Here is a 25,355-nt window from a genome sequence, read left to right on the forward strand (position 1 = left end):
TCGAAACGGGCAGAATTTGCCCATTTCACGCGGGAACGGAGTACCACACCGGGGAAGTTTGGGTAAAGCCCAAATAGTAGTAGGCACACTCCGTGTGCCGTCTCCTTAGTGCCGCGGGGAGTTCGTCCGAGTCGCTGCGACCGACAGGAGACGGCACACGGAGTGTGCCTACTACTATGACTGCCGCGGGGAGTTCGTCCGACCCACCGCGACCGGCTGCAATCGGCACACGGAGTGTGCCTACTACTTTCATCGCCTACAATGGCGGTACTTTCCCGTTCACCCCCACCACCTCATCCGAGGATCGAGTTCATGAAGCGATGGTTCCTGTCGCTGGCCCTGGCCGGCGGCCTGATCGGCACGGCGGCGCTGGCCGACAACCCGTTTAAGAGCAAGGGCGACGGCAAGCCGGCGGCCGAGGAGAAGAAAGGCGAGAAGGCGAAGGCCGACCCCGGCACCGTCCGCGTCGCGCACATCAAGTTCAGCGGCGACATGGACGAGTCCCCGGTCGCGGCCGAGAGCCTGTTCGGGCCGCCGGACGAGAACTTCAAGATGAAGCTCGACCGGATCAAGAAGGCCGCGAAGGACGAGCGGATCGCCGGGCTGTACCTCGACCTCAACGAGTTGGACGTGGGCTACGGCAAGCTGAACGAGCTCCGCCGCGCCGTCGCCGACTTCAAGGCGACCGGCAAGAAGGTGTTCGCCTACGCCGAGGAGTATTCCCAGAAGGCGTATCTGCTGGCCACCGACTGCGACCTGATCTCGGCCCCGGAGGGCGGGGGCGTCCTCCTCGTCGGCCTGCGGGCGGAGGTCACGTTCTACAAGAACACGCTCGAACTGCTGAAGCTCAAGGCGGACGTGCTGAAGGTCGGCGACTACAAGTCGGCCGTCGAGCCGTTCCTGGCCGACAAGATGAGCGACGCGAACCGCGAGCAGATCACGTCGATGATGAACGACAACTTCGACCACGAACTCGTCGCCCCGGTCGCGAAGGGCCGCAAGCTCGCCCCGGAGAAGGTCAAGGAGCTGATCGACCAGGGGCCGTTCACCGCCCAGAAGGCGAAGGCGGCCGGGCTGATCGACGCCATTAACTACGACGACGAGTTCGACGGCGAGATGGCCAAGCTGCTCGGCGCGAAGGCCGTCCGGGTGGAGCGGAACTACGGCAAGCCGAAGGCCCAGAAGCTCGACCTGTCGAACCCGTTCGCGCTCCTGGAAATGATGGGCGGCACGGCGAAGAAGGAGAAGCCCTCCACCGAGCCGAAGATCGCCGTCATCTACGCCGTCGGCGCGATCGCGTCGGGCAAGTCCGGGCAGGGGAACCCGCTCATGGGCGGGTCGGCCGTCGGGTCCGAGACGATCGTCCAGGCCATCCGGCAGGCGGAGAAGGACGACACGGTGAAGGCCATCGTCCTCCGCGTGGACAGCCCCGGCGGGTCGGCGCTGGCGAGTGACGTGATGTGGCGGGAGATCGTGAAGGCGAAGAAGCCGGTCGTCGCCAGCATGGGCGACGTGGCCGCCAGCGGCGGGTACTACATCAGCATGGGCTGCAAGAAGATCTACGCCGAGCCGGGCACGATCACCGGGTCGATCGGCGTGTTCGGCCTCAAGCTCGTCACCGGCGGGCTGGAGGAGTGGGGCGGGATGAAGACGGAGGTGATTAGCCGCGGGAAGAACTCCGGCGTCATGTCCTCGACGTTCCCGTGGACGGAGTCCGAGCGGAACGCGCTGAACGAGACGGTCGAGGCGGTGTACGAGCAGTTCACCCGGAAGGCGGCCGAGGGCCGGCAGAAGGCCGGGGCCGACATGCCGCTGGAGAAGCTGAAGAAGCTGGCCGGCGGCCGCGTCTGGACCGGCCGGCAGGCGAAGGAGAACGGGCTGGTCGATGAGCTGGGCACGCTGGAGGACGCCATCGCCGGGGCGAAGAAACTCGCCGGCATCGACCCGGCCAAGGAGATGGAGTTGCTGATCCTGCCGAAGCCCACGTCGTTCTTCGAGAAGCTGCTCGAGGGCGAGGCCGGGCTGCCGTTCGGCTCGCTCAAGGTGGACGTGCGGGACGTGCCGGGGCTGGAGAAGGCCGCGCGGATCGCGGCCCCGCTGCTGGCGACCCGGAAGGACATCGTGAAGGTGATGCTGCCGTTCCACGTCGAGATGAAGTAACCCGCGATTCGCGGGAACGCGAGCGGCCCAGGGGATTCTCCCTGGGCCGTTTTCGTGCGCGCGGCCGATGACCGGTCACCGGCCGCGGGGCGGGAACGGGTTGTTGGGGGCGTTCTTCCGCCGCAGCGTCGGATCGACCGGGGCCGGGGTGGCCGGGTCGAACGTGATCGACAGCGACTCCCAGAACGTCTTCGCCGCCTCGTCGATCGTTTCCTTGTCCCCGAACGGCGGCAGGGCGGTCAGTTTGAACACGAACACCCGGCAGCCCACCTGAATGACCCGGGTGGTCGTCGTCCGCGGGCCGACCGCCTCGACGTGCTCGTACCCGTCCTTCCCGGCGACCTTGCACGCGGCCACCTTGTCCGCCCGGCCGAACGGCTCCGCGGCCATCTTCTTCAGGTCCGGGACCACGCCCTGCGGCACGTCGGCGGTGACGACCTCGACGGTCACGGCCGGCGGGAGCGTGCGGGCCGTCAGGCTCTTCGTCTTTACGTGGACGAGGAAGAAGTTGTCGTCGGGCAACCGGAGGATCGACGGGTGCGTCGTCGGTCGCTCGACGAGCTTCGCCTTGAACCCGTCGGCGTCGTGCTCGACCCAGTTGACGTTCATCTTCGGTCGCGGCGGCTCGAACCGTTGCATCGGCGGGAACGGGTTGAACCCGAAGTTCCCGTTCGCGTTCGGTTGCGGCCCGCCGTCCGGGTTCGGCAGGTTGAACTGCACGGCCGGCGGCGGCGGTTGGTCGGCGTTCGCGACGGGGGCCGCGTCCGGCGTCTTCGCCCGGCCGAACGCCCCCGACAGGTAGATCACGCCGACGACGAGCAGGGCCAGGACCGCGACCCCGGCAACGATCATCATCACCATCGACGCGTTGTTCGCCTCCCCCTTGTCCTTCCGCCGGCGGGGGCGGTCGTCGTCATCGTCGTCGTCCCGCGGCCGGCGCTTGGCGGCGGGCCTCGACCGCTCGTCCTTCGCCGGCCGTTTCGGCGCGGCGGTGTCGTCGGCGAATTCCCCCTGCACGACCGGCTCGGCGTCCAGCACCTTCGGGGCGGCGGGCGTGACCGGCACGACGACCGGGGCCGCGACCAGCGGCGCGACCGTGACCGGAACCGGGGCCTCGACCGGCCGCGACGGCACGACGACCGGGGCCGCGACGGGGGCGGCGGCCGGCAGCGGCTGGACGACGACCGGCGGCACGGCCGGCGCGACCCGCACGGGCGTCGGCACCGCGGCCTGCGGGATCGGAACGGGGCTGGCCGCGACCGGCGGCGGGGCCGCCGGCTTGGCGGCCGGCACGACTTCCGGGACCACCGGCTTCACGGTCGCGAGGATCGGCTGCGCCGCGGCCGGGGCCGGCGGGGCGGCCGGCGGCGCGAGTTTCGCCGCGGCCTTGTGGATCAGCCCCTCGAGTCGGGTGACGCCGGAGGCGGCCTTCGCCGGGATCGCGGTGACGGCCGACGGCCGGGCGGGCTTCGGCGGCAGGAGCTGCGCGACCGGGCGGGCGACGGCCTTCGCCGGCGCGACGACGGGGGCCGCTTTCGGGGCCAGGGCGTTTTCCGACCAGCAAATGCCGCACCGGATGGTGTCCTCGGCGTGGTCGGCCGGCACGTCGATGGCGGAGCGGCAACTCGTGCAGGTGATCGTGTCCGGCATAGGCGGCCTCCGGCGACGAGGGGTAGTCTCGTCGCCGTGTTACTTTACCCCGCCGCGGGCGGGCGGGCAAATAGTAGTAGGCACACTCCGTGTGCCGTCTGCTGTCGGTCGCAGCGGCTCGGGCGAACTCACCGCGGCCGGAAGGAAACGGCACACGGAGTGTGCCTACTACTGTGTTCGCGGCCAGCACCACGTCAGCAGCCGCTCGGCCGCGACCATCAGCCCGACGGCCGCGGCCACGCCGGGCCAGCCGAGCCGCAGCAGCCAGCTGGCGGCCCCGACGGCGTGCCCGACGGTCAGCACGAATGCCACCACTTTCGCCAGTCGGTGCTCCCAGAGCGTCACCAGTGCGACGAACGCGACGGCCCAACCGATTGCCAGGCCGAGGAACAGGTACGGGTGAACGGCGAGTATCAGCCACGCGAGCGGGTTCGCCTCGACGGCCCGCGAGTAATCGCCGGCCCAATACTCGGCCGGCTGGCCCCGGAGCGTGAGGGCCACGTCGAGCGCGAACATGGTCAAGGGTGGCAGCCAGCCGAGTTTTCGGGCCACGCCTGCCTCCGAATCGAGCAGCCGTCGGGCGACACCGCCACGGGGTAGCCCCCAAAAGTTGGCGGCGGTGGCGGTGGCGCGGAACGGAGATGTGAACGGATTTACCCTAGCACTTTTTTAAGCAAGTCGTGCATCGCTTCGGGCGTGTCCTCCTCCGGCTTCAGTCGGAGGTAGGCGCTCTTCTCGTCCACGACCTTGAACCGGCCGCCGGAGCGTTTCGCCAGCTCGTCGGCCTTCGCCCGGCTCTTGTACCCGAAGACGAGGTCGCGACCGTCGCGGTTGACGCTGCCGACCTGCCACCGGACGCAGTAGAGGCGAATTTCGGTGGTGCGGAGCAGCCACTCCGTCTCCGGCGGCGGCGGGCCGTAGCGGTCGGCGAGTTCGGCCCGGAAGTCGGCGAGTTGCCGCACCTCGCGCAGCCGCGAGAGCCGCCGATAAACTTCGATCCGCAGCTTCTGCCCCGGCACGTAGTCCCGCGGCAGGAACGCCGGCCACGGCAGATCGACGTGGACCTCGACCGACTGCCGCGGCGGGAGGTTCTTCAGCTGCCGGACGGCGTTCTCCAGCAGCGTGCAGTACATCTCGTACCCGAGGGCGGCGATGTGCCCGCTCTGCTCCGTACCGAGGATGTTCCCGGCCCCGCGGATTTCCAGGTCCCGCATCGCGATCTTGAACCCGGCCCCGAGTTCGGTGAATTCCTCGATGGCCTTCAGTCGCTTCTGCGCCGTCGGCGTGAGCAGCTTCAACGGGTTGACGATGAGGTACGCGTAGGCCCGCGCCTTCTGCCGCCCGACGCGGCCGCGGAGTTGGTGCAGGTCCGCGAGGCCGTACATGTCCGCGTCGTCGATGAAGATCGTGTTCGCGTTCGGGATGTCTAAACCGCTCTCGATGATCGTCGTCGCGACGAGGATGTCGGCTTCTTTTCGCAGGAAGCTCATCATCGCGGCCTCGAGTTGGTGCTCGTTCATCTGCCCGTGGCCGTGGACGACGCGGGCCTCCGGGACGAGCATCTTGACCTTCGCGACGACGTCGAGGATGTCGTGGACGCGGTTGTGGACGAAGTACGCCTGCCCGCCGCGGTTCAACTCGCGAAGGATTGCGTGACGGATCATCTGGTCGTCCCACCGGATGATCCGCGTCTCGACCGGCAGGCGCTCCGGCGGCGGCGTTTCGAGGTTCGAGATTTCGCGAATGCCGAGGAGGGCCGAGTGCAGCGTCCGCGGGATCGGCGTGGCCGTCATCGTCAGGACGTGGACCATCGCCCGGAGCCGCTTCAGCTTCTCCTTGTGCTCGACGCCGAACCGCTGCTCCTCGTCGATGACGACGAGGCCGAGGTCCTTGAACGCGATGTCGCTGCCGACGACGCGGTGCGTGCCGACGACGACGTCCACCTCGCCCTCCTTGACGCGGCGGACGATGTCCCGCTGTTGCGCCCCAGACCGGAACCGGCTGAGGCACTCGACGACGAACGGGTACTCGGCGAACCGTTGGCCGAACGTCCGGTAGTGCTGCTCCGCGAGGATCGTCGTCGGCACGAGGATCGCGACCTGCTTGCCGTTGTCCACGGCCTTGAACGCGGCGCGGATGGCGACCTCGGTTTTGCCGTAGCCCACGTCGCCGCAGATGAGCCGGTCCATCGGCCGGGCCTTTTCGAGGTCGGCTTTCGTCTCGGTGATGGCGGCCGCCTGGTCGGGCGTCTCCTGGTACGGGAACGCGGCCTCGAACTCGCCCTGCCACTCCGAGTCGGCCGGCAGCGGGCTGCCGGGCAGCGACGCCCGCACGGCCTGAATCTGGATCATCTCCGCGGCCATGTCGCGGACGGCCTCGCTGATCTGCGCCTTCTTCCGCCCCCAGGCCGTGCCGCCGAGCTTCGAGAGGGTGGGTTCCGCCGTCGAACCGCCGACGTACTTCTGTATCAAATCGATCCGCGAGGCAGGGACGTAGAGGAAGACGCCGTCGCGGAACTCGAGCATCAGGTTCTCTTCGACCGCGTTCTTCGCGTGCTCGTCCGCCTCGTCGAGTTGGTCGTTGCCGGTGATGAGGGCGGACGTTTTCTCCAGCACCCGCATGCCGCGGAAGCGGGCGATGCCGTGCGCGACGTGGACGACGTAGTCGCCGTCGTTGAGGTCCAGGAACGTGTCGATGGCCCGCGACTCGATCTTGCGCGAGGTCGGCTTGGTCGTGTCCTTGACGCCGGGCGGGAGCAGGTCCTTGTGGAAGATTTCGTGGCTGCCGAGGACGACGACGTTCGGCCCGACGAGCCGGAACCCGGTGCGGACGTGCCCGGTGACGAGCGCGAGGCGGTGCGACTCCGACAGCTTGCCGGCCTTCAGAACTTCCGTCAGCCGGTGGCACTCGGCCTCCGACTGGCAGGCGATCAGCACGCGGCCCGCCGAGCCGACGGCGTCGAGTTCGTCCCGCACGCGCTGGACGTTGCCGCTGAACCGCTCGACGGATTCGACGTGCAAGTGCCAGCTCGCCTCGACGGACGCCCGCGGCATGGCCGTGACGGTGACGGTCGCGAACTGCATGAGCTGCTTGAAGACGCCCTCGACGGTGAACAGGCCCTCCGGGTTCGCGACCCGCTCGAAGAAGTGCTTGCCCTGCTCCTTGAGGTCGCCGGGTTCGATGAGGACGATCCACGCGCCGGGCGGGAGGTAATCCGTCAGATTCCCCACGGACGTTCGTCCGTGGGCTTCGCCCCCGATGCCAACAATCGTGACGGATTTTTTCTTCTCAAGGCTGCGTTGTGATTGCGCCGCGAAGAGGCGGATCGACTCCAACTCGTCGCCGAAGAATTCGAGCCGCACCGGGTCGGGCGAGTCCGGCGGGAACAGGTCCACGATGCCGCCGCGCTTCGCGAACTCGCCGGGGTACTCGACCGCCTCCACCCGCTTGAACCCGTTCGCGACGAGCCATTCGAGGAACTCGTTCACGTCCACGACTTCGCCCGGCGTCAGCGTCCGGCCGCGGCTCGCGAGGTCGGCCCGCGGCGGCGTCGGCTGGATCACCGCCGCCATCGGCGCGAGGATGACCGGCGACGCCAACTCGCCCACCCCCAGCTTCTGCAAGAGGCGAAGCCGCTCGGCCGTCTCGGGCGCAAGCCGGCCCTGGTGCGTCGGCGCGGGCCACGTCTCCCACGCCGGGAAAACGAGCGGCCGCGTGCCGGCGAAACACGCGAGGTCTTCCGCCCACGGCCCCACGTCCGTCACGTTCGGCACGACGACCAGCACGGCCGGCGGCTTCTCGGCCGCGAGCGTCGCCACGGCGAGCGCGGCCGACGACCCCCACGCCCCGTCGATGGTCCCGCTCTCCCGCCGCGGCAGCGCGGCGCGCAGCGCCCCCCAACCCTCCGTCGCCCGCAACAGGGCCGGCAGGTCGGAGAGCGACAGTTCGCGCTGGTCCTTCGTCTTGGGCAAGTCGTCCGTCCTTCGGGTAAGGAATTTTAGCCACCGATGAACACGGATGAAAACAGATCAGAAGAAATCATTTCTTGATTTGTCTTTGATCTGTGATTTCTGTGTTCATCTGTGGCCGATTCGTCTCCGCCCCGGAAAATGCCAGCATGTCGAACCTTCGCACCGCCCTGTACGACGCGCACCTGGCCGCGAACGCCCGCATGGTTCCGTTCGCCGGGTGGGACATGCCGGTGCAGTACGCCGGCATCATCGACGAGCACAAGGCCGTGCGGTCGGCCGTCGGCGTGTTCGACGTGTCGCACATGGCCCGGTTCTCGTTCGCCGGCGCGGACGCGGCGAAGTTGCTGGAAAAGGTGTTCACCAACAGCGTCGCCACGATGAAGGACATGCAGGTGCGGTACGGCCTCGTCTGCAAGGACGACGGCGGCACGCTGGACGACGTGCTCGTGTACCGCTGGCCCTACGGCTACGCGATGGTGGCGAACGGCGCGAACCACGCGAAAATCCTCGGCTGGCTTAAGCACCACGCCGACGGGGACGTGCAGATTCAGGACCAGACGGCCGACACCGTCATGGTCGCCGTGCAGGGGCCGAAGGCGGTCGAGGTCGTGGCCGGGCTGTTCGCGGACGACGTGGCGAAGCTGAAATACTTCTACGCCCAGCCGACGCGATACCGGGACAAGGGGTGCGTCGTCAGCCGGACCGGGTACACCGGCGAGGACGGGTTCGAGGTCATCGTCCCGAACGATTTGGGGCGGCAACTCTGGGACGACCTGCTCGCGAAGGGCGTCGTGCCGTGCGGCCTCGGGGCGCGCGACACGCTTCGTCTGGAAGCGGCGATGCCGCTGTACGGGCACGAACTGACGGAGAAGATCGACCCGCTGCAGGCCGGGTTGGAGTGGGCGGTGAAGCTGAACAAGGAGTTCATCGGCCGGGACGCGCTGGCGACCGCGAACGATGCGGCGGTTCATCGACCCAAGCGGGTCGGCCTCGAACTCGACGGCAAGCGGGCGGCCCGGCAGGACTGCGTGCTGTTCGCCGACCCGTCCGCGCCGGTCGGCGTCGTCACGAGCGGCAGCTTCGCCCCGTGGCTCGACCGGTCCATCGCGATGGGGTACGTCGCCCCGCGGTACGCCGCCCCCGGCACGGTCGTTTTGGTGGACATCCGCGGCACGCACGTCCCGGCGACGGTGGTTCCGCTCCCGTTCTATCAACGCAAGAAGTGAGGCCCGAGATGGACCTGGATACCCTCCGGTACGCGCCGACGCACGAGTGGGCGAAGCTCGACGGCGACGTGGTGACCGTCGGCATCACAAAGTTCGCGGTGGAGCAACTGACGGAACCGACGTTCCTCGACCTGCCGAAGGTCGGCAAGGTCCTGAAGGCCGGGCAGGAGGCGGGCGTCATCGAGTCGGTGAAGTCCACGAGCGGCATCAACTCGCCGGTGGCCGGGGAGGTCGTCGAGATCAACCTGAAGCTGACCGACGACGCGGCGACGAAGCGGACGGCCGACCTGTCGCTGGTAAACACCGACCCGCTCGGCGCGGGGTGGATGTTCAAGGTGAAGCTCGCGCCGGGGGCGACGCTGGACCACCTGCTGAGCCGCGCGGACTACGAGAAGCAGATCGCGGGGCACTGATTGTCACGGGCGGAAAGCCCAGGGTCGGCCGACCCTGGGCTTTCCGCCGATAACATGCCTCACACGTTGCAACTTGTCTTCCCATTGAAACTCGCGCGACACTCGCTCTGACCCCACTCGTCCGAATCGCGCCCGAAGCTCACCGTCCGCCAATTTCATCAAGCCCTCTCGCAGGCCGTCCGGAGAACAGCCCGTCACGAACCCGTCCGCCCCGTCCCGCACCAAGTCGGCCGGGCCGCCGGCGCGGTACACGACGACCGGCTTCGCGTTCGCCCACGCCTCCAACAGCACGAGGCCGAATGCGTCCGTCCGCGAGGGCAGGCAAAACACGTCGATCCCGGCGAAGAAGTCTCGCTTCTCCGTCTCGCTCAGCACGCCGAGCCGGACGATGCGGTCCTTGTGCGAGTAGCTCTCCCAGAATCGCTCGAAGTTCGGCATCGTCGGCCCGGCGAGGACGACGCGGCCCGGCGGGTTCGCCTTCAAGAGATCGACCGTTCCCTTCTCGACGCTCAGGTTTGCCAGGTGGCCGATCACGAGTTCGTCCGGCCGCACGCCCCACTTCGCGCGAACGCCTTCCCGGTCGCCGCCGGTGCATTCGGTCGGATCGACGCCCAACCCTTGGAGGTGGACCCGCGGCTCCGGCACGCCGAGGCTCAACACCGCGTCGCGTTCCGTCTTCGTCTGCACGAACACGCCGTCGGCCTGTCGCAGCAGCCACCGCATCACCGGCCGCGTGTACTGCCGCCGCGTGCGGTCGTGTGGGTCGGCCGGGTCGCCGAGGTGCAGGAACGGCGTCAGGTAGAACGGCACGCCCCGCCGCCGGGCCAGCCACAGCCCGCAGAAGATCGGGAACGTGTACGGGAAGCACGTCGCGTGGACCGCGTCCAGCGGGTCGGTAAACGTCAGCACGTCCTGAATCATCCCCGGACAGACCGGGTTGCACGGCAGCGTCAGGGCTTGCAGGTGGCGGACCGGGATGAGCGACAGCGCCTTCAGCACGTATCGCCGGCCGGGGAAGGCGAGCGGCTTGAACCGGCGGACCACGAGGTTCGGCGAGACTTGCAGCGTCGTGTTCGGCCGCTTGCCGCCCCACAGCTGGCCCAGCTCGACGGCCGACGAGGTCCAGACTTCCACACGATCGCCACACCCCACGAGGTACTTCGTTAGCCGCTCGAAGTAGCCCTCCGAACCTCCGATCGCCGGCGGGTATCGTTGAACGAAGTGGGCCACACGCATCGCGGGGGTTCCGTCGGTTCCGGGAATGTATACGATGTTCGGTGGCCGCCACCCTCCTTCCCGAAGGCACGAAGTCCGATGATCCGCGTTTCCAAGCTGGCCGATTCCGTCAAGCCGTCCGCCACCCTCGCCGCCGGGGCGAAGGCCCGCGAGCTGAAGGCGAAGGGGGTCACGGTCTACGACTTCAGCCTCGGCGAGCCGGACTTCAACACGCCGAAGCACATCTGCGACGCCGCGAACGACGCGATGGCGAAGGGGCAGACGCACTACACCCCGGCCGGCGGCACGGCCGAGCTGAAGAAGGCCATCGCCAAGTGGTACGGTCGGACCTACGGGTTCGAGTGCGGGCCGGAGAACGTCCTCGTCTCGAACGGGGCGAAGCACAGCATCCACAACGTCCTCGCGGCGACCGTCGGCCCCGGCGACGACGTGGTCATCCCGGCCCCGTACTGGGTCAGCTACTCGGACCTCGTCAGCATGACCGGGGCGACGTACACGCTGGTGCAAACGACACTCGAAGCCGGGTTCAAGATGACGCCCGCGCAGCTGAAGGCGGCGATCAAGCCGAACACGCGGCTGCTCATGCTCAACTCGCCGAGCAACCCGACCGGCGCGGTCTACAGCCGATCAGAACTCGAAGCCCTCGTCGATGTCGTGCTGCAACACCCGAACGTCGCGCTCCTGTCGGACGAGATTTACGAGCAGCTCTGCTACGGCGACGCGAAGCCGACGTGCGTGGTGACGCTGCGGCCGGAGTTGAAGGACCGCACGGTCACGATCAGCGGGGCGAGCAAGAGCTACGCCATGACCGGCTGGCGGATCGGCTGGGCGGTCGCGCCGGCGCACCTCGTCAAGGCGATGGACAACGTGCAGAGCCAGGAGACGAGCTGTCCGTCGAGCGTCAGCCAGGCGGCGATGGTCGTCGCGCTCGAGTCGCCGGAGTCACCGAAGTGCGTGGCGGAAATGCACAAGGAGTTCGCCGCCCGGCGGGAGGTCGTCACGAAGCTGCTGACCGCCATCCCCGGCGTGAAGTTCTTCAAGCCGGAGGGAGCGTTCTACGCGTTCTTCGACGTGTCGAGCTACTTCGGCAAGAGCTTCAGCGGGAAGCCAGTGACCGACTCCATGACGTTCTGCACGACGCTGCTGGAACAAGCCCACGTCAACCTCGTGCCCGGCGCGGCGTTCGGGGCGGAGGGGTTCGTGCGGATGTCGTTCGCGACGAGCCAGAATGTGATCGAGGCCGGTCTCGCGAAGCTCAAGGACTGGCTCGCGACCGCCGCGTGAGAAAAGAACTAGCCACAGATGAACACAGAGAACACAGATAAATCCAAAGAAATGATTTCTTCTGATCTGTACTCATCCGTGTTGATCCGTGGCCGGACTTCGGGGTGATTTATGTCCGTTCTGTACCTCACCGAAGATGAAGTCCGGTCGCTGCTGACGATGGAGATGGCGCTGGAGGCGGTCGAGGCCGGGTTCCGCAAGTTGTCGCTGGACGAGGCGACGAACGTGCCACGGTCGCGGTGTCAGACCGACCAGGTCATGCTGCACGTCCTGCCGGCCGCGGCGAAGACGCTCAACGCCGTCGGGCTGAAGTGCTACACCACCGGCAAGTTCCCGGCCCAGTTCCAAGTCCTCCTCTTCGACCCGAAAGCCGGCGGGCTGATCGCGATCATCGAGGCCGACCACCTCGGGGCCGTCCGCACCGGGGCGGCCAGCGGTGTCGCGACGAAGAAGCTCGCCCGCAAGGACGCCGCGACCGTCGGCGTCTTCGGCGCGGGCAAGCAGGCGGCGACGCAACTCCAGGCCGTGTGCAAGGTGCGGCCGATCAAGAAAGCCGTCGTCTACTCGCGGGATGAGGCGAAGCGGGCGGCGTTCGCCGCGGAGATGGCGAAGGTGTGCGGCACGGAGGTCGTCCCGGCGGCGAAGCCGGAGGACGCCGCGACCGGGCTGGACATGATCTGCACGGCCACATCGAGCCGCGAGCCGGTGCTGTTCGGGAACTGGCTGAGCGAAGGGACACACTTGAACCTGGCCGGGTCGAACTTCCTGGCGAAGGCGGAAGTTGACGTGGACGTGTTCCGCCGGGCCGCGCTCGTCACCGCCGACAGCAAGGATCAGGCGCGGATCGAGGCGGGCGACTTCGTCGCGGCGATGCAGGAACACGTCTTCACCTGGGCCGACGTGGTCGAGCTGTCGCACGTCGTCGCCGGCCGCGTCCCCGGCCGCCAGGCCCCGACGGACATCACCGTCTTCAAGTCGCTCGGCCTCGGCATCGAGGACGTGGCGACTGCCGCGAAGGTCTATCAGAAGGCCGTCGAGCAAAAGGTCGGAAAGTACATTCTTTAGTATCCACTCGCCTTTCCGTTGAGCCGCTTATCCGCCGCCCCCTGGTACACGCCGGTCTTCGGGTCGATGCGAATCGTGTGGGCGTCGCCTTGCTTCGCCTCCGCGAGCGTGTGGCCCATTGCCTTCAGCCGGTTCGTTACGACCGCCGGGGCCGATTCCAGGCTCAGCCGGTCCGGGAACCACTGGTGATGCTGCCGCGGGGCGTCCACGGCCGCGGTGACGGGCATGTCGTAGTCGAGCGTGTTGACCAGCACGCACAGGACGGTGTTGATGATCGTCCGCCCGCCGGGGCTGCCGGTGACGAGGTACGGCTTGCCGTCCTTCAGCACGATCGTCGGCGTCATCGAGCTGAGCATCCGCTTGCCGGGGGCGACGACGTTCGCCGGCGTGCCCACCTTCCCGCCGCGGGTCGTCGTGCCGGGGACCGGGTTGAAGTCCGTCATCTCGTTGTTCAGCACGAACCCCGCCCCGCGGACGACGATCCGGCTGCCGAAGTTGTTCTCCAGCGTGTACGTGTTCGACACGCACATCCCCGCCTTGTCGATGACGCTAAAGTGCGTCGTGTTCCCGCCGCCCTCGGAGATCGGGATGTCCTCCGCGAGCGCCTCGCTCCTCGTCGCCTTCGCCAGGTCGATGGTCGCGGCCAGCTTCTTCGCGTGGTCCTTCGTCGTCAGGTGGCGGGGGATGGTGACGAAGTCCGGGTCGCCGAGGAACGCAGCCCGGTCGCGGAACACCCGCCGCTGCACCTCCGCGAGCAGGTGGATCGTCTCCACGGAGTCCCGCGGATACTTCTTCACGTCGAACGTTTCCAGGACGTTGAGCGCCTCGATCATCGCGGTCCCCCCGGAACTCGGCGGCGGGGCGGAGACGATGTCGAACCCGCGGTAGGTGCCGCGTAGCGGCTGCCGTTCCTTCGCGGCGTAGCCGGCGAGGTCGGCTTTCGTGATGAGGCCGCCGCCGGCCTTCATCTCGGCTTCGAGTTGGTCGGCCGGCGGGCCGGTGTAGAACCAGTCGGCCCCGTGGTCGGCGATGCCTTCGAGCGTCGTCGCGAGGTTCGGCTGCTTGAGCGTGTCCCCCTCCTGCCACTTCCCGCCGTTCGGCCGGCCGAAGATGCTCAGGAACTCGGCGTTCGTCGTCTTGCCGTCGTTGAGAACGCCGTTGAACCGCCGGGCGAGCGGGCTGTCCACCGTGAACCCGGACCGGGCCAGCCGCACGGCGGGGGCGAGCAGGTCCTTCCACGGCCGCGTTCCGAACCGTTTGTGCGCCAGTTCCAACCCGCGGACCGTGCCGGGGACGCCGGCCGACTTGTGCGACCGCCAGTCGGTCGTGCCGTCGGCGAACAGGTCCTTCGTGGCCGCGGCCGGGGCCGTCTCGCGGTAGTCGAAGAACGTGGCGTCCGCGCCACCGTGCGGTTGCACGAGCATGAACCCGCCGCCTCCAATGTTCCCGGCCTCCGGCCAGGTCACCGCCTCCGCGAACGCGACGGCGACGGCCGCATCGACCGCGTTCCCGCCGGCCTTCAGCACGTCCACGCCGACCTCGGCCGCGATCGGGCAGACGCACACGACCATGCCGTTCTTCCCCTCGACCGGGGCACGCGGCATTTGGGCCGCGAGCGGCAGGGTGAGAACGAGAAGCGTGAAGAGGGTTCGCATGGGTAAGTCATCCCGCCCGCAGCGCCGCGGAGTCGCGGACGCCGAGGTTGTCGTAGATCGTCCGCGTCGCGTCCGACCGGTTCAGCGTGTAGAAGTGCAGCCCGCGGACGCTGTTGTCCAGCAGGTCGCGGCACTGCTCCGTCGCCCAGTGAACGCCGACCCGCCGCACGGCCTCGTCGTTCTCGCACCGGGCGACCGCCCGTAGCAGCCGCGCCGGAATCCGCGCCCCGAGCGCTAGCTCGGCCATGCGGACCATGCCGGCCTTCGTCGTGACCGGCATGATCCCGGCCACGATGGGGACCTTGATCCCGGCCAGCTCGCACCGCTCGCGGAAGTCGTAGAAGTCGCGGTTCTCGAAGAACAACTGCGTGCAGATGTAATCCGCCCCGGCGTCCACCTTCCGCTTCAGGTTGTCCATCTCCGCGAGCCGGTTCGGGCAGCCCGGATGCCCCTCCGGGAAGCCGGCGACGCCGACGCCGAACCCGCGGGCGTCGGAACTGTTCGGCCGGCCGCGGATGAACTCGACGAGCTGGTTCGCGAACTGGAACCCGTCCTTCGACCGGTCGAAGTTCGCCAAATTCTTCGGCGGGTCGCCGCCGAGGGCGAGGACGTTCGTGATGCCGGACGCGGCGTACCGGTCCAGGATCGCGGCCATCTCGTCCCGCGAGTGGCACACGCACGTCAGGTGCGACACGGCCGTCAGGTCCGTCTCCTTCTGGATGCGGACGACGAGGTCGTGCGTCCGGTCCCGCGTCGAGCCGCCGGCCCCGTAGGTGACGGACACGAACGACGGTTGCAGTTCCTGCAGCGACGCGATGTTCCGGAACAGCTCCTCGGACGCCTCGTCGGTCTTCGGCGGGAAGAACTCGAAGCTGAACGTCGTCCGGTGGTCGCGGAAGATGTCCTGAATGTGCATGGGCCGTCGTCCCTGATGACACCGGGGTGTCAGTTATTGATTCTCAACACGAGCGGCAGCCGGGGCAGCCCGGCGGCCGTCAGCCGCACGCCGGCGGCCCGCTCCGCCACGGCGGTCGCCGCGTCCGGCCGGAGCGTCGGCTCGCGGGCCAGCGCGTCGAACTGATACACCGTAGAGCCACTATACGACCAGTCCAGTCGGAAGGACCGGTCCCCCGCCTTCAGGGCGAGGGCGGCGGACAGCTCGTCGCCGGGCCGGTAGGTCAACTTGCCGTCGTGCCCGTCCGCCGCGAGGCGGAACACGCTCGCCGCGGCCGTCGTCGTCGGCTCGCCGACGACCCGGAAGGCGTACTCCGCCCCCTTGTGCCGGACGGCGAGCGGGCCGTTCGGCACGAGTCGGCGGTCGCGGAGGTCGTTGGGGATTGTTAATTCGAGATTCGTGAAGTCGAGGGCGAACGAATCCTTCTTGAGGAACGCGACCGCCTCCGCGACCGGGTCGCCGGCGTCGAACTCGCCCCACGACGCGATGCGGCCGAGGAGTTGGCCCCACGCTTTCGCGTCCGGCTCGTCGAACCACTTCGCGGCCGCCGCCCACGCCTCGCGGCTCTCGGTTCCGAGCTTCGCCCGCAGGACGGCGTGAACGTGCCGCGCCCCGGCCTCCTGCGACTGCCGCAATTTGTTCTGAAACGTCGTCCGCATCGGGTCCGGGAACCGCGACACGAACCACTCCGCGGCCGGCAACTTCGCGAGCACCTCCGCGCCCAGTCTCGCTGAGGCGGTGAGGTCCGCCGTCGGGTCCGGGAAGATCAGGACGGCCGGCGGCGTGTTCGGCCCGGCGGTCAAGCCGAGGGCGTCGCCGAGGTCGCGCATCGCGGTCACGCGGCCCTTCGTGTCGTTCCAATCGCCACGGGCCTGATCGACACGGTCGAAGTCGAACGCGACGGCGTACCGGACCGCTGCTCCGCGCGGGACCGGCAGCTTCTCCGAACCGGGGATCGTCGCCACGGGGTCGAACGGCGGTTGCTCCGCCGCCGCGAGCAGAGCGTTCGCCTCTTGCCGCCAGCGGTAGTCGATGCCAGGGGCGAGGAGCAATGTCGTGCCGCGGCGAACCAGCCCCCGATACCACTCGTGCAGTGCCCCCTCCGCCGTGCGGACGAGGTTCGCGTCCGCCTTCCACTTGTTCCAGAGCTTCACCGCCTCCGTGTCCGCCCACACCGCGGCGAACTCCGGCGGCGGCACGAGGATCGTCGAAAGCTCCGCGTCCAACTGCTCCAGTTCCGCCTTCCGCCGCACCTCCGCCGGACCGGGCCGCGGCGGTAGGAACTGCGTTTGGTAGTCGTGGTACGCCGCGTACTCGCGGAGCCGCGCCTCGACGAACGCCCGCTCGTTTTCCGACAACTCGGCGAACGAGTGGTCCTCGCGGATCGATTCGAGTTCCTTGCGGTTGCGGTCGAAGTGGAGCTGCGCGAGCCGCACGGCCGGCGGGCCTTCGCGTTCCTGGTACAGCCGCACGCGACGGCCGAGCCGGTCCTCGTCGGCCGTCGGCGAGAACGCGAACAGGCCGACGAGCGCGGCGGCCATCGCGGTCACCAGCGCGCCGGACCCGGCCAGCGTCCACCGCAGTTGGCGGCGGGAGCCGTCGATCCGCCGGCGGAACGCCCACGCCGTTTTCGTGCAGTCTTCTTGCAGGTCTTCCACGCCGAACGGCGCGTCGAGCGCGTCGAACCGCGTGTCCTTCGGGAACTGGAGGGCCGTCGCCGCGACGTGGACCTCGACGCTGCCGAACGCGAGCGGGTCGTTCGCGTTCGTCGCGTGGCCGGTGCGGGCCAGGTAGTCCTCGAACGCCGTTTGCACCGACCGCTTCTTCGCCTCCACGCGGGCCAGCCACGCCTTCGGATCTTCCCCGAATTCGTGCAGCCGGTCGCACTTCGTCAGCGTGAGGAAGATCGGCAGGCCGCCGACCTCGCGGCCGTGCGTGCGGGTTTCTTCCAGCCCGTCGAGGAACGCGGCGAACGAACGGAACAGGTCGATCATCGCCTCGTTCGTCGCCGATGCGTCGAGCGCCAGCACGATCGCGTCGGCGCTCCGCACGGTACTCGCGGTCTGGTCCTGCCGGCGGATTTGCGCCGGGTCGGTGATGATCTCCTTCGCGGACCGGCCGTCCACGTCGCACAGCACGACGCCGTCCGGCCGCGTCCGGCACAGGTCGGCCGCGGGCTTCTCGTCGCCGTACTTGGAGAGGGGGAACGGGGCCTCGGGGTCGGCGAAGGCGTGCAGCAGGCCGGTCTTGCCGGTGTGCGGCATGCCGAAGAACACGATTCGCGGCGCGGCCCCCATCGGCTACGGCTTCTCGGCCGGGAACGTGACGGTCAGGCCGGCCGTGTCGCCGGCCCACTTCGCCAGCTGCGTGACGGCCGGGTGCTCCTGTGGCAACTTGTTCCGCTCGGCGAACACGATTTCCAAGCCGAGGCTCTTCGCCGTCGATTCCTTCTTCTTCTGCACGGCTGCCTTCACCTCTTGAAGTGTCCGCGGGGTGGCGTCCTCGTCGATCTGGTAGAACTTCTGATCCTTCACATCCGTGCCGCCGAGCATCGTCACGCGGACGCGCTCCTCCGTCGGCGGGGCGGGCTTCGTCGGGACGGGTGATGGCGCGGTGTTCGGCGTGTTGGGGTCGAGCGTGCCGTTGACGGGGGAACTCTTGCCGTCGCCCTTCCCGTCGCCGTCGCCGTTCCCCTCGCCGCCCCCGCCGCCGAACATCATCAGCGCCACGAGGATCGCGAGCAGCAGCCCGCCGAGCAGCCGGCAAATCTTATGCGCGATCTCCGGGGACTTGTGCTTGAGCAGGTACTTGTCGAACCACCAGCCGAGGATCGCGACGACGACGTACCCGATGAGGAACCCGCCGGCCGTGGCGAGGACGCCCTCGATGAGCTTCGCGAACCGCACGGTGTTCAGGAATGCGACCAGGATCATTTTGTTGGTCTATCAGAATGGCCCGCAGATGACACAGATGGGAGCGCAGATGAAGAGGATAAGAACCAAAATCCGGTCCTGGTTTTCATCCTCTTCATCTGCGTCGAAGTCTGCGTCATCTGCGGGCCATTCTTCTATTCGATGAAGATGAATTCCTTCGCGTTGAACAGGACGTGCGCGAACTCGGCCCACGCCTTCGTGTCGCCGGCGGCCTTCGCCTGCTCGCCGACGAAAGCCGCCGCCGCGGCCAGCTCCGTCGCGGACGGGCGGCGGCCGAACGCGGCCCGGTACATCGCCTCGATTCGCCGCGGCTCCCTCTCCGTGGCCGTCGCCCAGCGGTCGGCTTCGCCGAGGACGAACGGGTTGTTCAGCATCACCAGCGCCTGGGCCGGGACGTTCGACACGCTGCGGCGGCCGATCGTGGTAAAAGGGGTCGGGTAGTCGAACGCGGTGAAGAACGGGTTCAGGAAGTTCCGCCGCACCTGCTGGTAAACGCTCCGACGGCCGTTCCCGTCCACCGGGCCGGACGCGGACGGGCGGCCGCGGCCGATCATGTGTTCCGTGAGGGCCGGCGGCACGCCGGGGCCGAACGGCGTGCGGTCCAGTCGCCCGGACACGGCCAGCATCGCGTCGCGGATCGCCTCGGCCTCCAGCCGCTTCACGCTCGCGCGGTGGAGCAGCTTGTTCAGCGGGTCGGCCGTCGCGACCTTCACGGCCGTCGCCGGGTTGGGGTGCGCGGATTGGCGGTAGGTTTCGCTGAGGAGAATCCGGCGGTGCAGGTTCTTGACGTTCCACCCGTCGCGGACGAACCCGGCGGCGAGGTGGTCGAGCAGTTCCGGGTGCGTCGGAGCCTGCCCCTGCTTGCCGAAGTCGTCCGGCGACGCGACGATCCCGACGCCGAAGTGATGCTGCCAGACGCGGTTAACGAATACCCGCGCGACGAGCGGGTTCGTCGGGTCGGTGAGCGCCTTCGCCAACTCCAGCCGGCCGCTGCCGGCGGGCGACTTTGCGTCGCTTCCGGCGAACACTTCCAGGAACCGGCGGCTCACCGGTTGTCCGAGCGTCTTCGGCCCGCCGCGGATGAACACGCGCTCGTCGCGGCCGGTCCCCTCGATCATCGTCGGGGCGCGGCGGACGGTCGCCAGCTTCGCCTCCAGTTCCTTGATACGCGGGTCGTCCGTCGGGTTCGCCGGAACAGGTGCGCACGTTTCGGTCCCGTTCGCCGTCGGTTTCGTTTCGGCCAGCCGGACCTCGCTCATCGCGGCGTACCCGTTGCCCTCGTCGAGCAGTTCCAGGTACGCCGCCTGCCCCGGCCACATCGACAGGTCGAACACGACCCACTTGAACTCCTCGCCGTGGTCGATGGCCCGCCGCAGGTCGCCGTAGATCGGGGCTTGAATCAGTTGCAGGTTGTTGAGGATCAGCCGGAGGTGCGCCCCCTTCCCGGCGACGCGGGCGGCGAGGTACTTCGCGTTGATCGTGAACGTCGGCGAGCGGATCGCGCCGACGAGCGCCGCGGACTCGCGGCCGCTGTGCGGGTGGCCGGTCGTGGTGCGGAACGCCGGGCCGGTGACGAACCACCGCTTCGCCCAGTCACCGCGGAAGTCCTCGAACCCCTCCGTGCCGCGGCGGTCCGCGTCCGGCGGAACCCTCGTCGGCCGCACCCCGCGGCGGTCGTTCAACTCCTTCAGGATGGCGTCCGTCGCGGCCGGGTCGTCGATGACGGAGTGCGAGTACCGCGAGCTGCCGAGGACGCCGTACAGGGCGTAGTAGTCGGCCGTCGGGATCGGGTCGAACTTGTGGTCGTGACAGCGGGCGCACGAGATCGTCAGGCCGAGGAACGCCTTGCCGAACACGTCGATCATGTTGTCGAACCGGTTCGCCTCGTCGATCCGCACGTCCACCGGCGAATGCACGCCCTCGCCCAAGTGCCAGAACCCGGTCCCGATGAGGGCCTCGTTCCACCGCTCCTTCGGATGCCAGCGCGGGGGAAGCAAATCGCCGGCGATCTGTTCTTGCACGAACCGGTCGTAGGGCAGGTTGTCGTTGAACGCGCGGATGACGTAGTCGCGATACCGCCACGCATCGGGAATCTCGAAGTCGAACTCGTGGCCCCGCGTCTCGGCGTACCGCGCGAGGTCGAGCCAGTGGCGGCCCCACCGCTCGCCGTAGTGCGGCGACGCGAGCAGCTTCTCGACCACCTTCGCGAAGGCGTCCGGTGACTTGTCGTGAACGAAGGCGTCGATCTCGGCCGCGGTCGGCGGCAGGCCGATCAGATCGAAGTAGACGCGCCGCAGCAGTTTTTCCGGCTCCGCGGGCTTGGCCGGTTCCAGCCCGGCCTTCGCGAGGTCGGCACGGATGAACGAGTCAATCGACTTGCCTTCGACGAGTGGTCGAACGGGCTGAAATGCCCAGTGCCGTGACGCGAGGCCCCGCACGTCCATCCCTTTCGGGCCAACCGCAACCGCGCCGTCGTCCGGCCACGGCGCGCCGGCCTTCACCCACGCCGTCAGGACCGCGATCTCCGCGTCCGGCAGCTTGCCGCTCGGCGGCATCTTCACGTCGCCGTCGTACCGGACGGCTTGCACCAACAGGTTCTTGTCCGGCCCGGTGTCGCCGCCGGCGAGGAACCCGGCCTTCGTGGACAGGTCGAGGCCGCCCTTCGCCTTCTTCGCCGCGTGGCACTTCTGACACCGCTCCACGAGCAGCGGGCGGACGGTCTTTTCAAAGTACTCGGCGTCGATCTTCGGCTCGGCGGCGCGGGCGGGGAGACTCGCGAGCAGCAACACGGCCAGCCAACGCATGCGACGACCTCGGAACGGGTCCGGCAGGAGTAGCCTCATTATCGCGGGATCGGCCCGGCGTGCAAGTCGGGCTGCCAGACTGGCAGCACATCGCCAAGGTCGCCAACATCGCCACGTCCCGTCACACACGCCTTGCGCGGGGATGTTGACGAAACACACGACACAATGTGTAATTTTGTATACTTACTTGATTCTCTAGAATGATCCGGCCCCGGAGAGGCCGTTGTGCGAATCCAGATCGAAACGATCGAGTCGGAACTGTTCGGCGAGAACGCCTACCTCGTCTGGGTCGAGGGCAACACGGAGGCGTTCGTTATCGACCCCGGCTTCGAGCCGGAATTGATCCTCGAACAGATCGAGGCCCGCGGGCTGATCCTCACCGCCATCGTCAACACGCACGGCCACCTCGACCACATCGCGGGCAACGCGGCCCTGAAGCGGGCGTTCCCGACCTCCCCCATCATCATCGGCGAGGGCGAACGGGACTGGCTGACCGACCCGCACCTGAACCGCAGCGCCCACTACGGGATGCCGGTGACGAGTCCGCCGGCCGACCGCACGGTGGCGGACGGCGACGTGCTGGAGTTGGCCGGGCTAGCGATGGACGTGCGGGAGATTCCGGGCCACTCGCCGGGGCACGTCGTCTACGTCGTCCGCGGCGTGAGGCCGACGGTCGTGCTCGGCGGCGACGTGCTGTTCCGCGGCAGCGTCGGGCGGACGGACTTCCCCGGCGGCAGCTTCGAGGTGCTGGCGAAGGGGATTCGCGAGAAGCTGTGGCCGCTGCCGGACGATACGGTCGTGTATCCGGGGCACGGGCCGGTGACGACGATCGGGTTCGAGAAGCGGACGAACCCGTTCGTGGGCGAATGACTTGACTTCCGAAGTCCGGCTTCGACTTCGGAAGTCGAACCGGCAACGGCACCCGATGCGGGCAAATGTCCCCGCGCGGGATCGACTTCCGAAGTCGAAGCCGGACTTCGGAAGTCGGGCGTTACTTCCGCACGGCCGCGAACACGGCGTCGGCGAACTCGCGGGCTTCCTCCGCGCCGCTCGCGGTGACGACGTGGCCGTCCGTCACCACCCGCCGCCAGTTGTCCCACTTCACGCCGAAGACCCGCTCCGCCTGCCGCTCGAACTGCGGCCGAATCTGCTCGCTCGGTAGGGCCGCGTTCCGGTCCCGCAACAGGTTGAACTGCAACAGCACCCGCTGTCCGACGCAGATGCCGCCGATCACCTTGCGGTCGGCGTCCATCGCCTGCACGATCCGGTTCAAGGTCGGCCGCGAGTCCGGCGTCAGCATCTCGAACACGTCCGCGCCGGGGAACAGGATCGCGTCGTAGTCCTCCGGGCGGACCTCGGAGAAGGCCAGGTCCGCGACCGGCGCGGGGCGGTTGTCGAGGCCCATCAGCCCGCACGGGCCGCGGGACGTGCCGGCCGTCGTCACCGTCACGCCGAGCTCGACGAGCCGCGCCCGCACCGGCTCGTAGTCGTCCAGGAACAGGCCCCGCTTCGGCACGGCGAACAGCACGCGGGCCGCCGGCCGCGCCGGGACCGGAGCCGCCTTAGCTTGCGCGCCGTTGTTCGCCGGCGGCGGAATCGTCGGGTCGGACTTTCCGGCGTTCTTCAACAGGCTGCTGACGGCCGCGAGCAGGACGATCGCGCCGACGGCGACGGCCGCGGCCCCGACGAGCGGCTTCCAATTCCGGCGCGGCTTCCGCGGCAGCTTCTTCATCCGCTTCGTCACCTGCCGGGGCGGCGTGACGGCGACGGTTTCCGCGATCGTGTTCGGCGTCTCTTCCACGACTTCAAAGTCGAACAGCGGGATCGCTTCCAGCACGGGAACCGGGTCGGCCACGGGGACGGCCGTGAACGCCGTCGCGCCGGACGGCGACGACTTCGCGAACGGGTGCAGCGCGGCCGCGACCTCGGTGGCGGACGCAAACCGGTCGGCTGGGTCCTTCGCCATCAACTTCGCGAGCGCGGCCTGCACGTCGGCCGGGATGTCGGCCCGGTACGTCGTCACCGGCGGCGGCGTCTCCCGCGTGTGGGCCAGCACCTTGTCGAACGCCGACCTCGCGTCCTGGAACGGCGGCCGGCCGGTCAGCGCGAAGTAGAGCAGGCAGCCGAGGCTGTACAAATCCGAGCGATGGTCGATGTCCCGGCTGCACTTCGCCTGCTCCGGCGACAGGTAGTCCGGCGTGCCCATCACCATGTTCGTCGCCGTCACCGCCGCGTTCAGCGGCGGCGTCTGTTCGCCCGTCGGTTCCGGCGGCAACTCCGAGTCCGTCGCGAGTCGGGCGAGGCCGAAGTCAAGGACCTTCACCTGGCCCTTGCGGTTCACCATCACGTTCTGCGGCTTGATGTCCCGGTGGACCATCCCCTTTGAGTGGGCGTGGCCGAGGCCGAGGGCAACGAGCCGGGCGACGTGACAGGCGGTCGTGACCGGCAGCGGGCCGCGGCGGTTCACCACCCGGTCCAGGCTGACGCCCTCGACGTACTCCATCACTAAAAAGTGCCGCCCCTCGGCCTCGTCGGCGTCGAACGCGGTGACGATGTTCGGGTGGGCCAGCTTCGCCGCCGCGCGGACCTCCCGGCGGAACCGCTCGACGGCCCGCGGGTTGGCCGTGTACTTCTGGGCCATCACCTTCACCGCGACCGTCCGCCCCATCATGACGTGCTCGGCCTTGTAGACCATGCCCATGCCGCCCGCGCCGAGTTGGCTCAGCACGCGGTAGCGGGGGTGGTTCGCCAGTTCCGGCGGGATGGCCGGGTCGGTGGTCGGGATTTCCATCTGGTCGGTCGAGGTCATGGCGGGCCTGCGGGCAAGGTCGGTCACACACGAGAATAACACGCGGCCCGCGGCCAGGCTTCCAAAGAAACTACCGCCGCCGCGAAAGAAGAGATTCATTTCGTCAGGAACAAAGATGAGAATGGGGTGTTATTACTATCACGCGCCAATGTTCGCGCCCGCCGTTGACGACGACTCCCCTCGTCGGAGACACCCTCCATGCGCCTCGCCTGGCTCACCGACCTACACCTCAACTTCGTCTCGCCCCGCGTGTTCCAGTCGTTGATCGACGGCGTGCGGGCGGAATCGCCGGACGCCGTCCTCGTCGGCGGCGACACCGGGGAGGCCCCGAACGTCGGCGAGTACCTCCGCGAACTGGCGGCGCAACTGGCCAAGCCGGTCTACTTCGTCCTCGGCAACCACGACTTTTATCGAAGCTCGATCCCGGCCGTTCGCGAAGACCTCGGCCGACTGTGCAAGGCCGTGCCGAACCTGTCGTGGCTGCCGACGGCCGGCGTCGTGTCGTTGTCCGACCGCACGGCCCTGGTCGGCCACGACGGGTGGGGCGACGGCGGGTACGGCGACGTGGCGAACACGCAGGTGATCTTGAACGACTACTTCCTCATCGAGGACTTGCAGGAACTGTCGCACGCGGACCACGTGGCGAAGCTGCGGTCGCTCGGCCGGGAGGCGGCGGACCACGTCCGCCGGGTGCTGCCGCGGGCGCTGGAGCGGCACGAGGAAGTGATCCTGCTGACGCACGTGCCGCCGTTCCGCGAGGCGTGCTGGCACCAGGGGAAGATCTCGGACGACGACTGGCTGCCGTTCTTCGCGTGCCGGGCCGTCGGCGACGTGCTGCGGGCGATCATGGCCGAGTATCCGGACCGGCGGCTGACCGTGCTCTGCGGCCACACGCACAGCCCCGGCGAGTGCGACGTGCGGCCGAACCTGACCGTGCTGACCGGCGGCGCGGTGTACGGTAAGCCGGGTGTGCAGGCGGTGTTCGAGGTGTGAGGGCGGACGGTCGTTGACTGGTTTTGTCCCCTCCCCCCTTGGGGGGGAGGGTTAGGGAGGGGGGTACGCCTTTCCCTCCCGGTGAGTCTCGCGTCGGAGGGAGGAAGCTCGGGGGGGGGGGGGGGGGGGGGGGGCGGGCGCCCCCCCCCCCCCCCCCCGGGGGGGGGCGGGGGGGGGGGCGCGCCCCCGCGCCCCGCGCGC

Annotated in this window: 17 protein-coding genes; 7 read left to right on the plus strand and 10 right to left on the minus strand. The window is 68.6% G+C overall.

The window, feature by feature from the left end; translation table 11 throughout:
- The first annotated feature begins 312 nt into the window (after positions 1–312).
- Complete coding sequence (sppA, locus tag AC5JJ2_RS08115; RefSeq protein ID WP_495857472.1) at positions 313–2,160, plus strand: signal peptide peptidase SppA; 1,848 nt, start codon at positions 313–315, stop codon at positions 2,158–2,160.
- A gap of 75 nt (positions 2,161–2,235) precedes the next feature.
- On the opposite strand, the gene AC5JJ2_RS08120 is transcribed toward sppA, so the two are convergent.
- From AC5JJ2_RS08120 to mfd, 3 genes are all read right to left on the minus strand, one after another.
- Complete coding sequence (locus tag AC5JJ2_RS08120) at positions 2,236–3,810, minus strand: hypothetical protein (RefSeq protein ID WP_495857473.1); 1,575 nt, start codon at positions 3,808–3,810, stop codon at positions 2,236–2,238.
- A 168-nt stretch (positions 3,811–3,978) separates the two neighbouring features.
- Positions 3,979–4,362: a hypothetical protein gene (locus AC5JJ2_RS08125; protein WP_495857474.1), complete on the minus strand. Its 384-nt coding sequence runs from the start codon at positions 4,360–4,362 to the stop codon at positions 3,979–3,981.
- Positions 4,363–4,463: 101 nt separating this feature from the next.
- Positions 4,464–7,781: a transcription-repair coupling factor gene (gene mfd / locus AC5JJ2_RS08130; protein ID WP_495857475.1), complete on the minus strand. Its 3,318-nt coding sequence runs from the start codon at positions 7,779–7,781 to the stop codon at positions 4,464–4,466.
- Between the two features lie 146 nt (positions 7,782–7,927).
- Between mfd and gcvT the strand changes: the two genes are divergently transcribed.
- Positions 7,928–9,007 (plus strand): glycine cleavage system aminomethyltransferase GcvT, encoded by a 1,080-nt coding sequence (gene gcvT, locus AC5JJ2_RS08135; protein WP_495857476.1) that lies wholly within the window; start codon positions 7,928–7,930, stop codon positions 9,005–9,007.
- An 8-nt stretch (positions 9,008–9,015) separates the two neighbouring features.
- Positions 9,016–9,420 carry a glycine cleavage system protein H gene (locus AC5JJ2_RS08140; protein ID WP_495857477.1) on the plus strand — a complete coding sequence of 135 codons (405 nt, stop codon included), beginning with the start codon at positions 9,016–9,018 and terminating at the stop codon, positions 9,418–9,420.
- Between the two features lie 3 nt (positions 9,421–9,423).
- Here the strand turns inward: AC5JJ2_RS08140 and AC5JJ2_RS08145 are convergent, their stop codons facing one another.
- Positions 9,424–10,656 carry a glycosyltransferase family 4 protein gene (locus tag AC5JJ2_RS08145; protein ID WP_495857478.1) on the minus strand — a complete coding sequence of 411 codons (1,233 nt, stop codon included), beginning with the start codon at positions 10,654–10,656 and terminating at the stop codon, positions 9,424–9,426.
- Between the two features lie 78 nt (positions 10,657–10,734).
- Between AC5JJ2_RS08145 and AC5JJ2_RS08150 the strand changes: the two genes are divergently transcribed.
- Positions 10,735–11,940 carry a pyridoxal phosphate-dependent aminotransferase gene (locus AC5JJ2_RS08150; protein WP_495857479.1) on the plus strand — a complete coding sequence of 402 codons (1,206 nt, stop codon included), beginning with the start codon at positions 10,735–10,737 and terminating at the stop codon, positions 11,938–11,940.
- A gap of 111 nt (positions 11,941–12,051) precedes the next feature.
- Entirely contained in the window at positions 12,052–13,005 is a 954-nt protein-coding gene (locus AC5JJ2_RS08155; protein ID WP_495857480.1) for an ornithine cyclodeaminase family protein, read from the plus strand.
- Here AC5JJ2_RS08155 and ggt read toward each other — a convergent pair.
- The 5 genes from ggt to AC5JJ2_RS08180 form a co-directional block, all read right to left on the minus strand.
- Positions 13,002–14,660: a gamma-glutamyltransferase gene (ggt, locus tag AC5JJ2_RS08160; RefSeq protein ID WP_495857481.1), complete on the minus strand. Its 1,659-nt coding sequence runs from the start codon at positions 14,658–14,660 to the stop codon at positions 13,002–13,004. The genes AC5JJ2_RS08155 and ggt overlap by 4 nt on opposite strands.
- Positions 14,661–14,667: 7 nt before the next feature.
- A complete protein-coding gene (gene metF, locus AC5JJ2_RS08165; protein WP_495857482.1) occupies positions 14,668–15,576 on the minus strand; it encodes a methylenetetrahydrofolate reductase [NAD(P)H] in 909 nt (302 codons plus the stop codon).
- A gap of 29 nt (positions 15,577–15,605) precedes the next feature.
- Positions 15,606–17,912 (minus strand): GTPase domain-containing protein, encoded by a 2,307-nt coding sequence (locus AC5JJ2_RS08170; RefSeq protein ID WP_495857483.1) that lies wholly within the window; start codon positions 17,910–17,912, stop codon positions 15,606–15,608.
- A gap of 3 nt (positions 17,913–17,915) precedes the next feature.
- Positions 17,916–18,548 carry a hypothetical protein gene (locus AC5JJ2_RS08175; RefSeq protein WP_495857484.1) on the minus strand — a complete coding sequence of 211 codons (633 nt, stop codon included), beginning with the start codon at positions 18,546–18,548 and terminating at the stop codon, positions 17,916–17,918.
- A gap of 134 nt (positions 18,549–18,682) precedes the next feature.
- A complete protein-coding gene (locus tag AC5JJ2_RS08180; RefSeq protein ID WP_495857485.1) occupies positions 18,683–21,352 on the minus strand; it encodes a PSD1 and planctomycete cytochrome C domain-containing protein in 2,670 nt (889 codons plus the stop codon).
- 225 nt (positions 21,353–21,577) lie between these two features.
- Here AC5JJ2_RS08180 and AC5JJ2_RS08185 point away from each other — a divergent pair, with 225 nt between their 5' ends.
- The gene (locus AC5JJ2_RS08185; protein ID WP_495857486.1) at positions 21,578–22,222 is read left to right on the plus strand and encodes an MBL fold metallo-hydrolase; all 645 of its coding nucleotides are present in this window, start codon (positions 21,578–21,580) and stop codon (positions 22,220–22,222) included.
- Positions 22,223–22,343: 121 nt separating this feature from the next.
- On the opposite strand, the gene AC5JJ2_RS08190 is transcribed toward AC5JJ2_RS08185, so the two are convergent.
- Positions 22,344–24,161 carry a protein kinase domain-containing protein gene (locus AC5JJ2_RS08190; protein WP_495857487.1) on the minus strand — a complete coding sequence of 606 codons (1,818 nt, stop codon included), beginning with the start codon at positions 24,159–24,161 and terminating at the stop codon, positions 22,344–22,346.
- Positions 24,162–24,359: 198 nt separating this feature from the next.
- On the opposite strand from AC5JJ2_RS08190, the gene AC5JJ2_RS08195 reads away from it, so the two are divergent.
- Positions 24,360–25,154 carry a metallophosphoesterase family protein gene (locus tag AC5JJ2_RS08195; protein ID WP_495857488.1) on the plus strand — a complete coding sequence of 265 codons (795 nt, stop codon included), beginning with the start codon at positions 24,360–24,362 and terminating at the stop codon, positions 25,152–25,154.
- Positions 25,155–25,355: the final 201 nt, after the last annotated feature.

Source organism: Limnoglobus sp., from assembly GCF_059499385.1.

Excerpts from the sequence above, each read along its gene's own strand:
- sppA (WP_495857472.1), top strand. The coding sequence starts at position 313 with ATGAAGCGATGGTTCCTGTCGCTGGCCCTGGCCGGCGGCCTGATCGGC.
- AC5JJ2_RS08170 (WP_495857483.1), bottom strand. The coding sequence starts at position 17,912 with ATGGGGGCCGCGCCGCGAATCGTGTTCTTCGGCATGCCGCACACCGGC.
- metF (WP_495857482.1), bottom strand. The coding sequence starts at position 15,576 with ATGCACATTCAGGACATCTTCCGCGACCACCGGACGACGTTCAGCTTC.
- AC5JJ2_RS08120 (WP_495857473.1), bottom strand. The coding sequence starts at position 3,810 with ATGCCGGACACGATCACCTGCACGAGTTGCCGCTCCGCCATCGACGTG.
- AC5JJ2_RS08190 (WP_495857487.1), bottom strand. The coding sequence starts at position 24,161 with ATGACCTCGACCGACCAGATGGAAATCCCGACCACCGACCCGGCCATC.
- ggt (WP_495857481.1), bottom strand. The coding sequence starts at position 14,660 with ATGCGAACCCTCTTCACGCTTCTCGTTCTCACCCTGCCGCTCGCGGCC.
- AC5JJ2_RS08175 (WP_495857484.1), bottom strand. The coding sequence starts at position 18,548 with ATGATCCTGGTCGCATTCCTGAACACCGTGCGGTTCGCGAAGCTCATC.
- gcvT (WP_495857476.1), top strand. The coding sequence starts at position 7,928 with ATGTCGAACCTTCGCACCGCCCTGTACGACGCGCACCTGGCCGCGAAC.
- AC5JJ2_RS08180 (WP_495857485.1), bottom strand. The coding sequence starts at position 21,352 with ATGCGTTGGCTGGCCGTGTTGCTGCTCGCGAGTCTCCCCGCCCGCGCC.
- AC5JJ2_RS08140 (WP_495857477.1), top strand. The coding sequence starts at position 9,016 with ATGGACCTGGATACCCTCCGGTACGCGCCGACGCACGAGTGGGCGAAG.
- AC5JJ2_RS08155 (WP_495857480.1), top strand. The coding sequence starts at position 12,052 with ATGTCCGTTCTGTACCTCACCGAAGATGAAGTCCGGTCGCTGCTGACG.
- AC5JJ2_RS08150 (WP_495857479.1), top strand. The coding sequence starts at position 10,735 with ATGATCCGCGTTTCCAAGCTGGCCGATTCCGTCAAGCCGTCCGCCACC.
- AC5JJ2_RS08195 (WP_495857488.1), top strand. The coding sequence starts at position 24,360 with ATGCGCCTCGCCTGGCTCACCGACCTACACCTCAACTTCGTCTCGCCC.
- AC5JJ2_RS08145 (WP_495857478.1), bottom strand. The coding sequence starts at position 10,656 with ATGCGTGTGGCCCACTTCGTTCAACGATACCCGCCGGCGATCGGAGGT.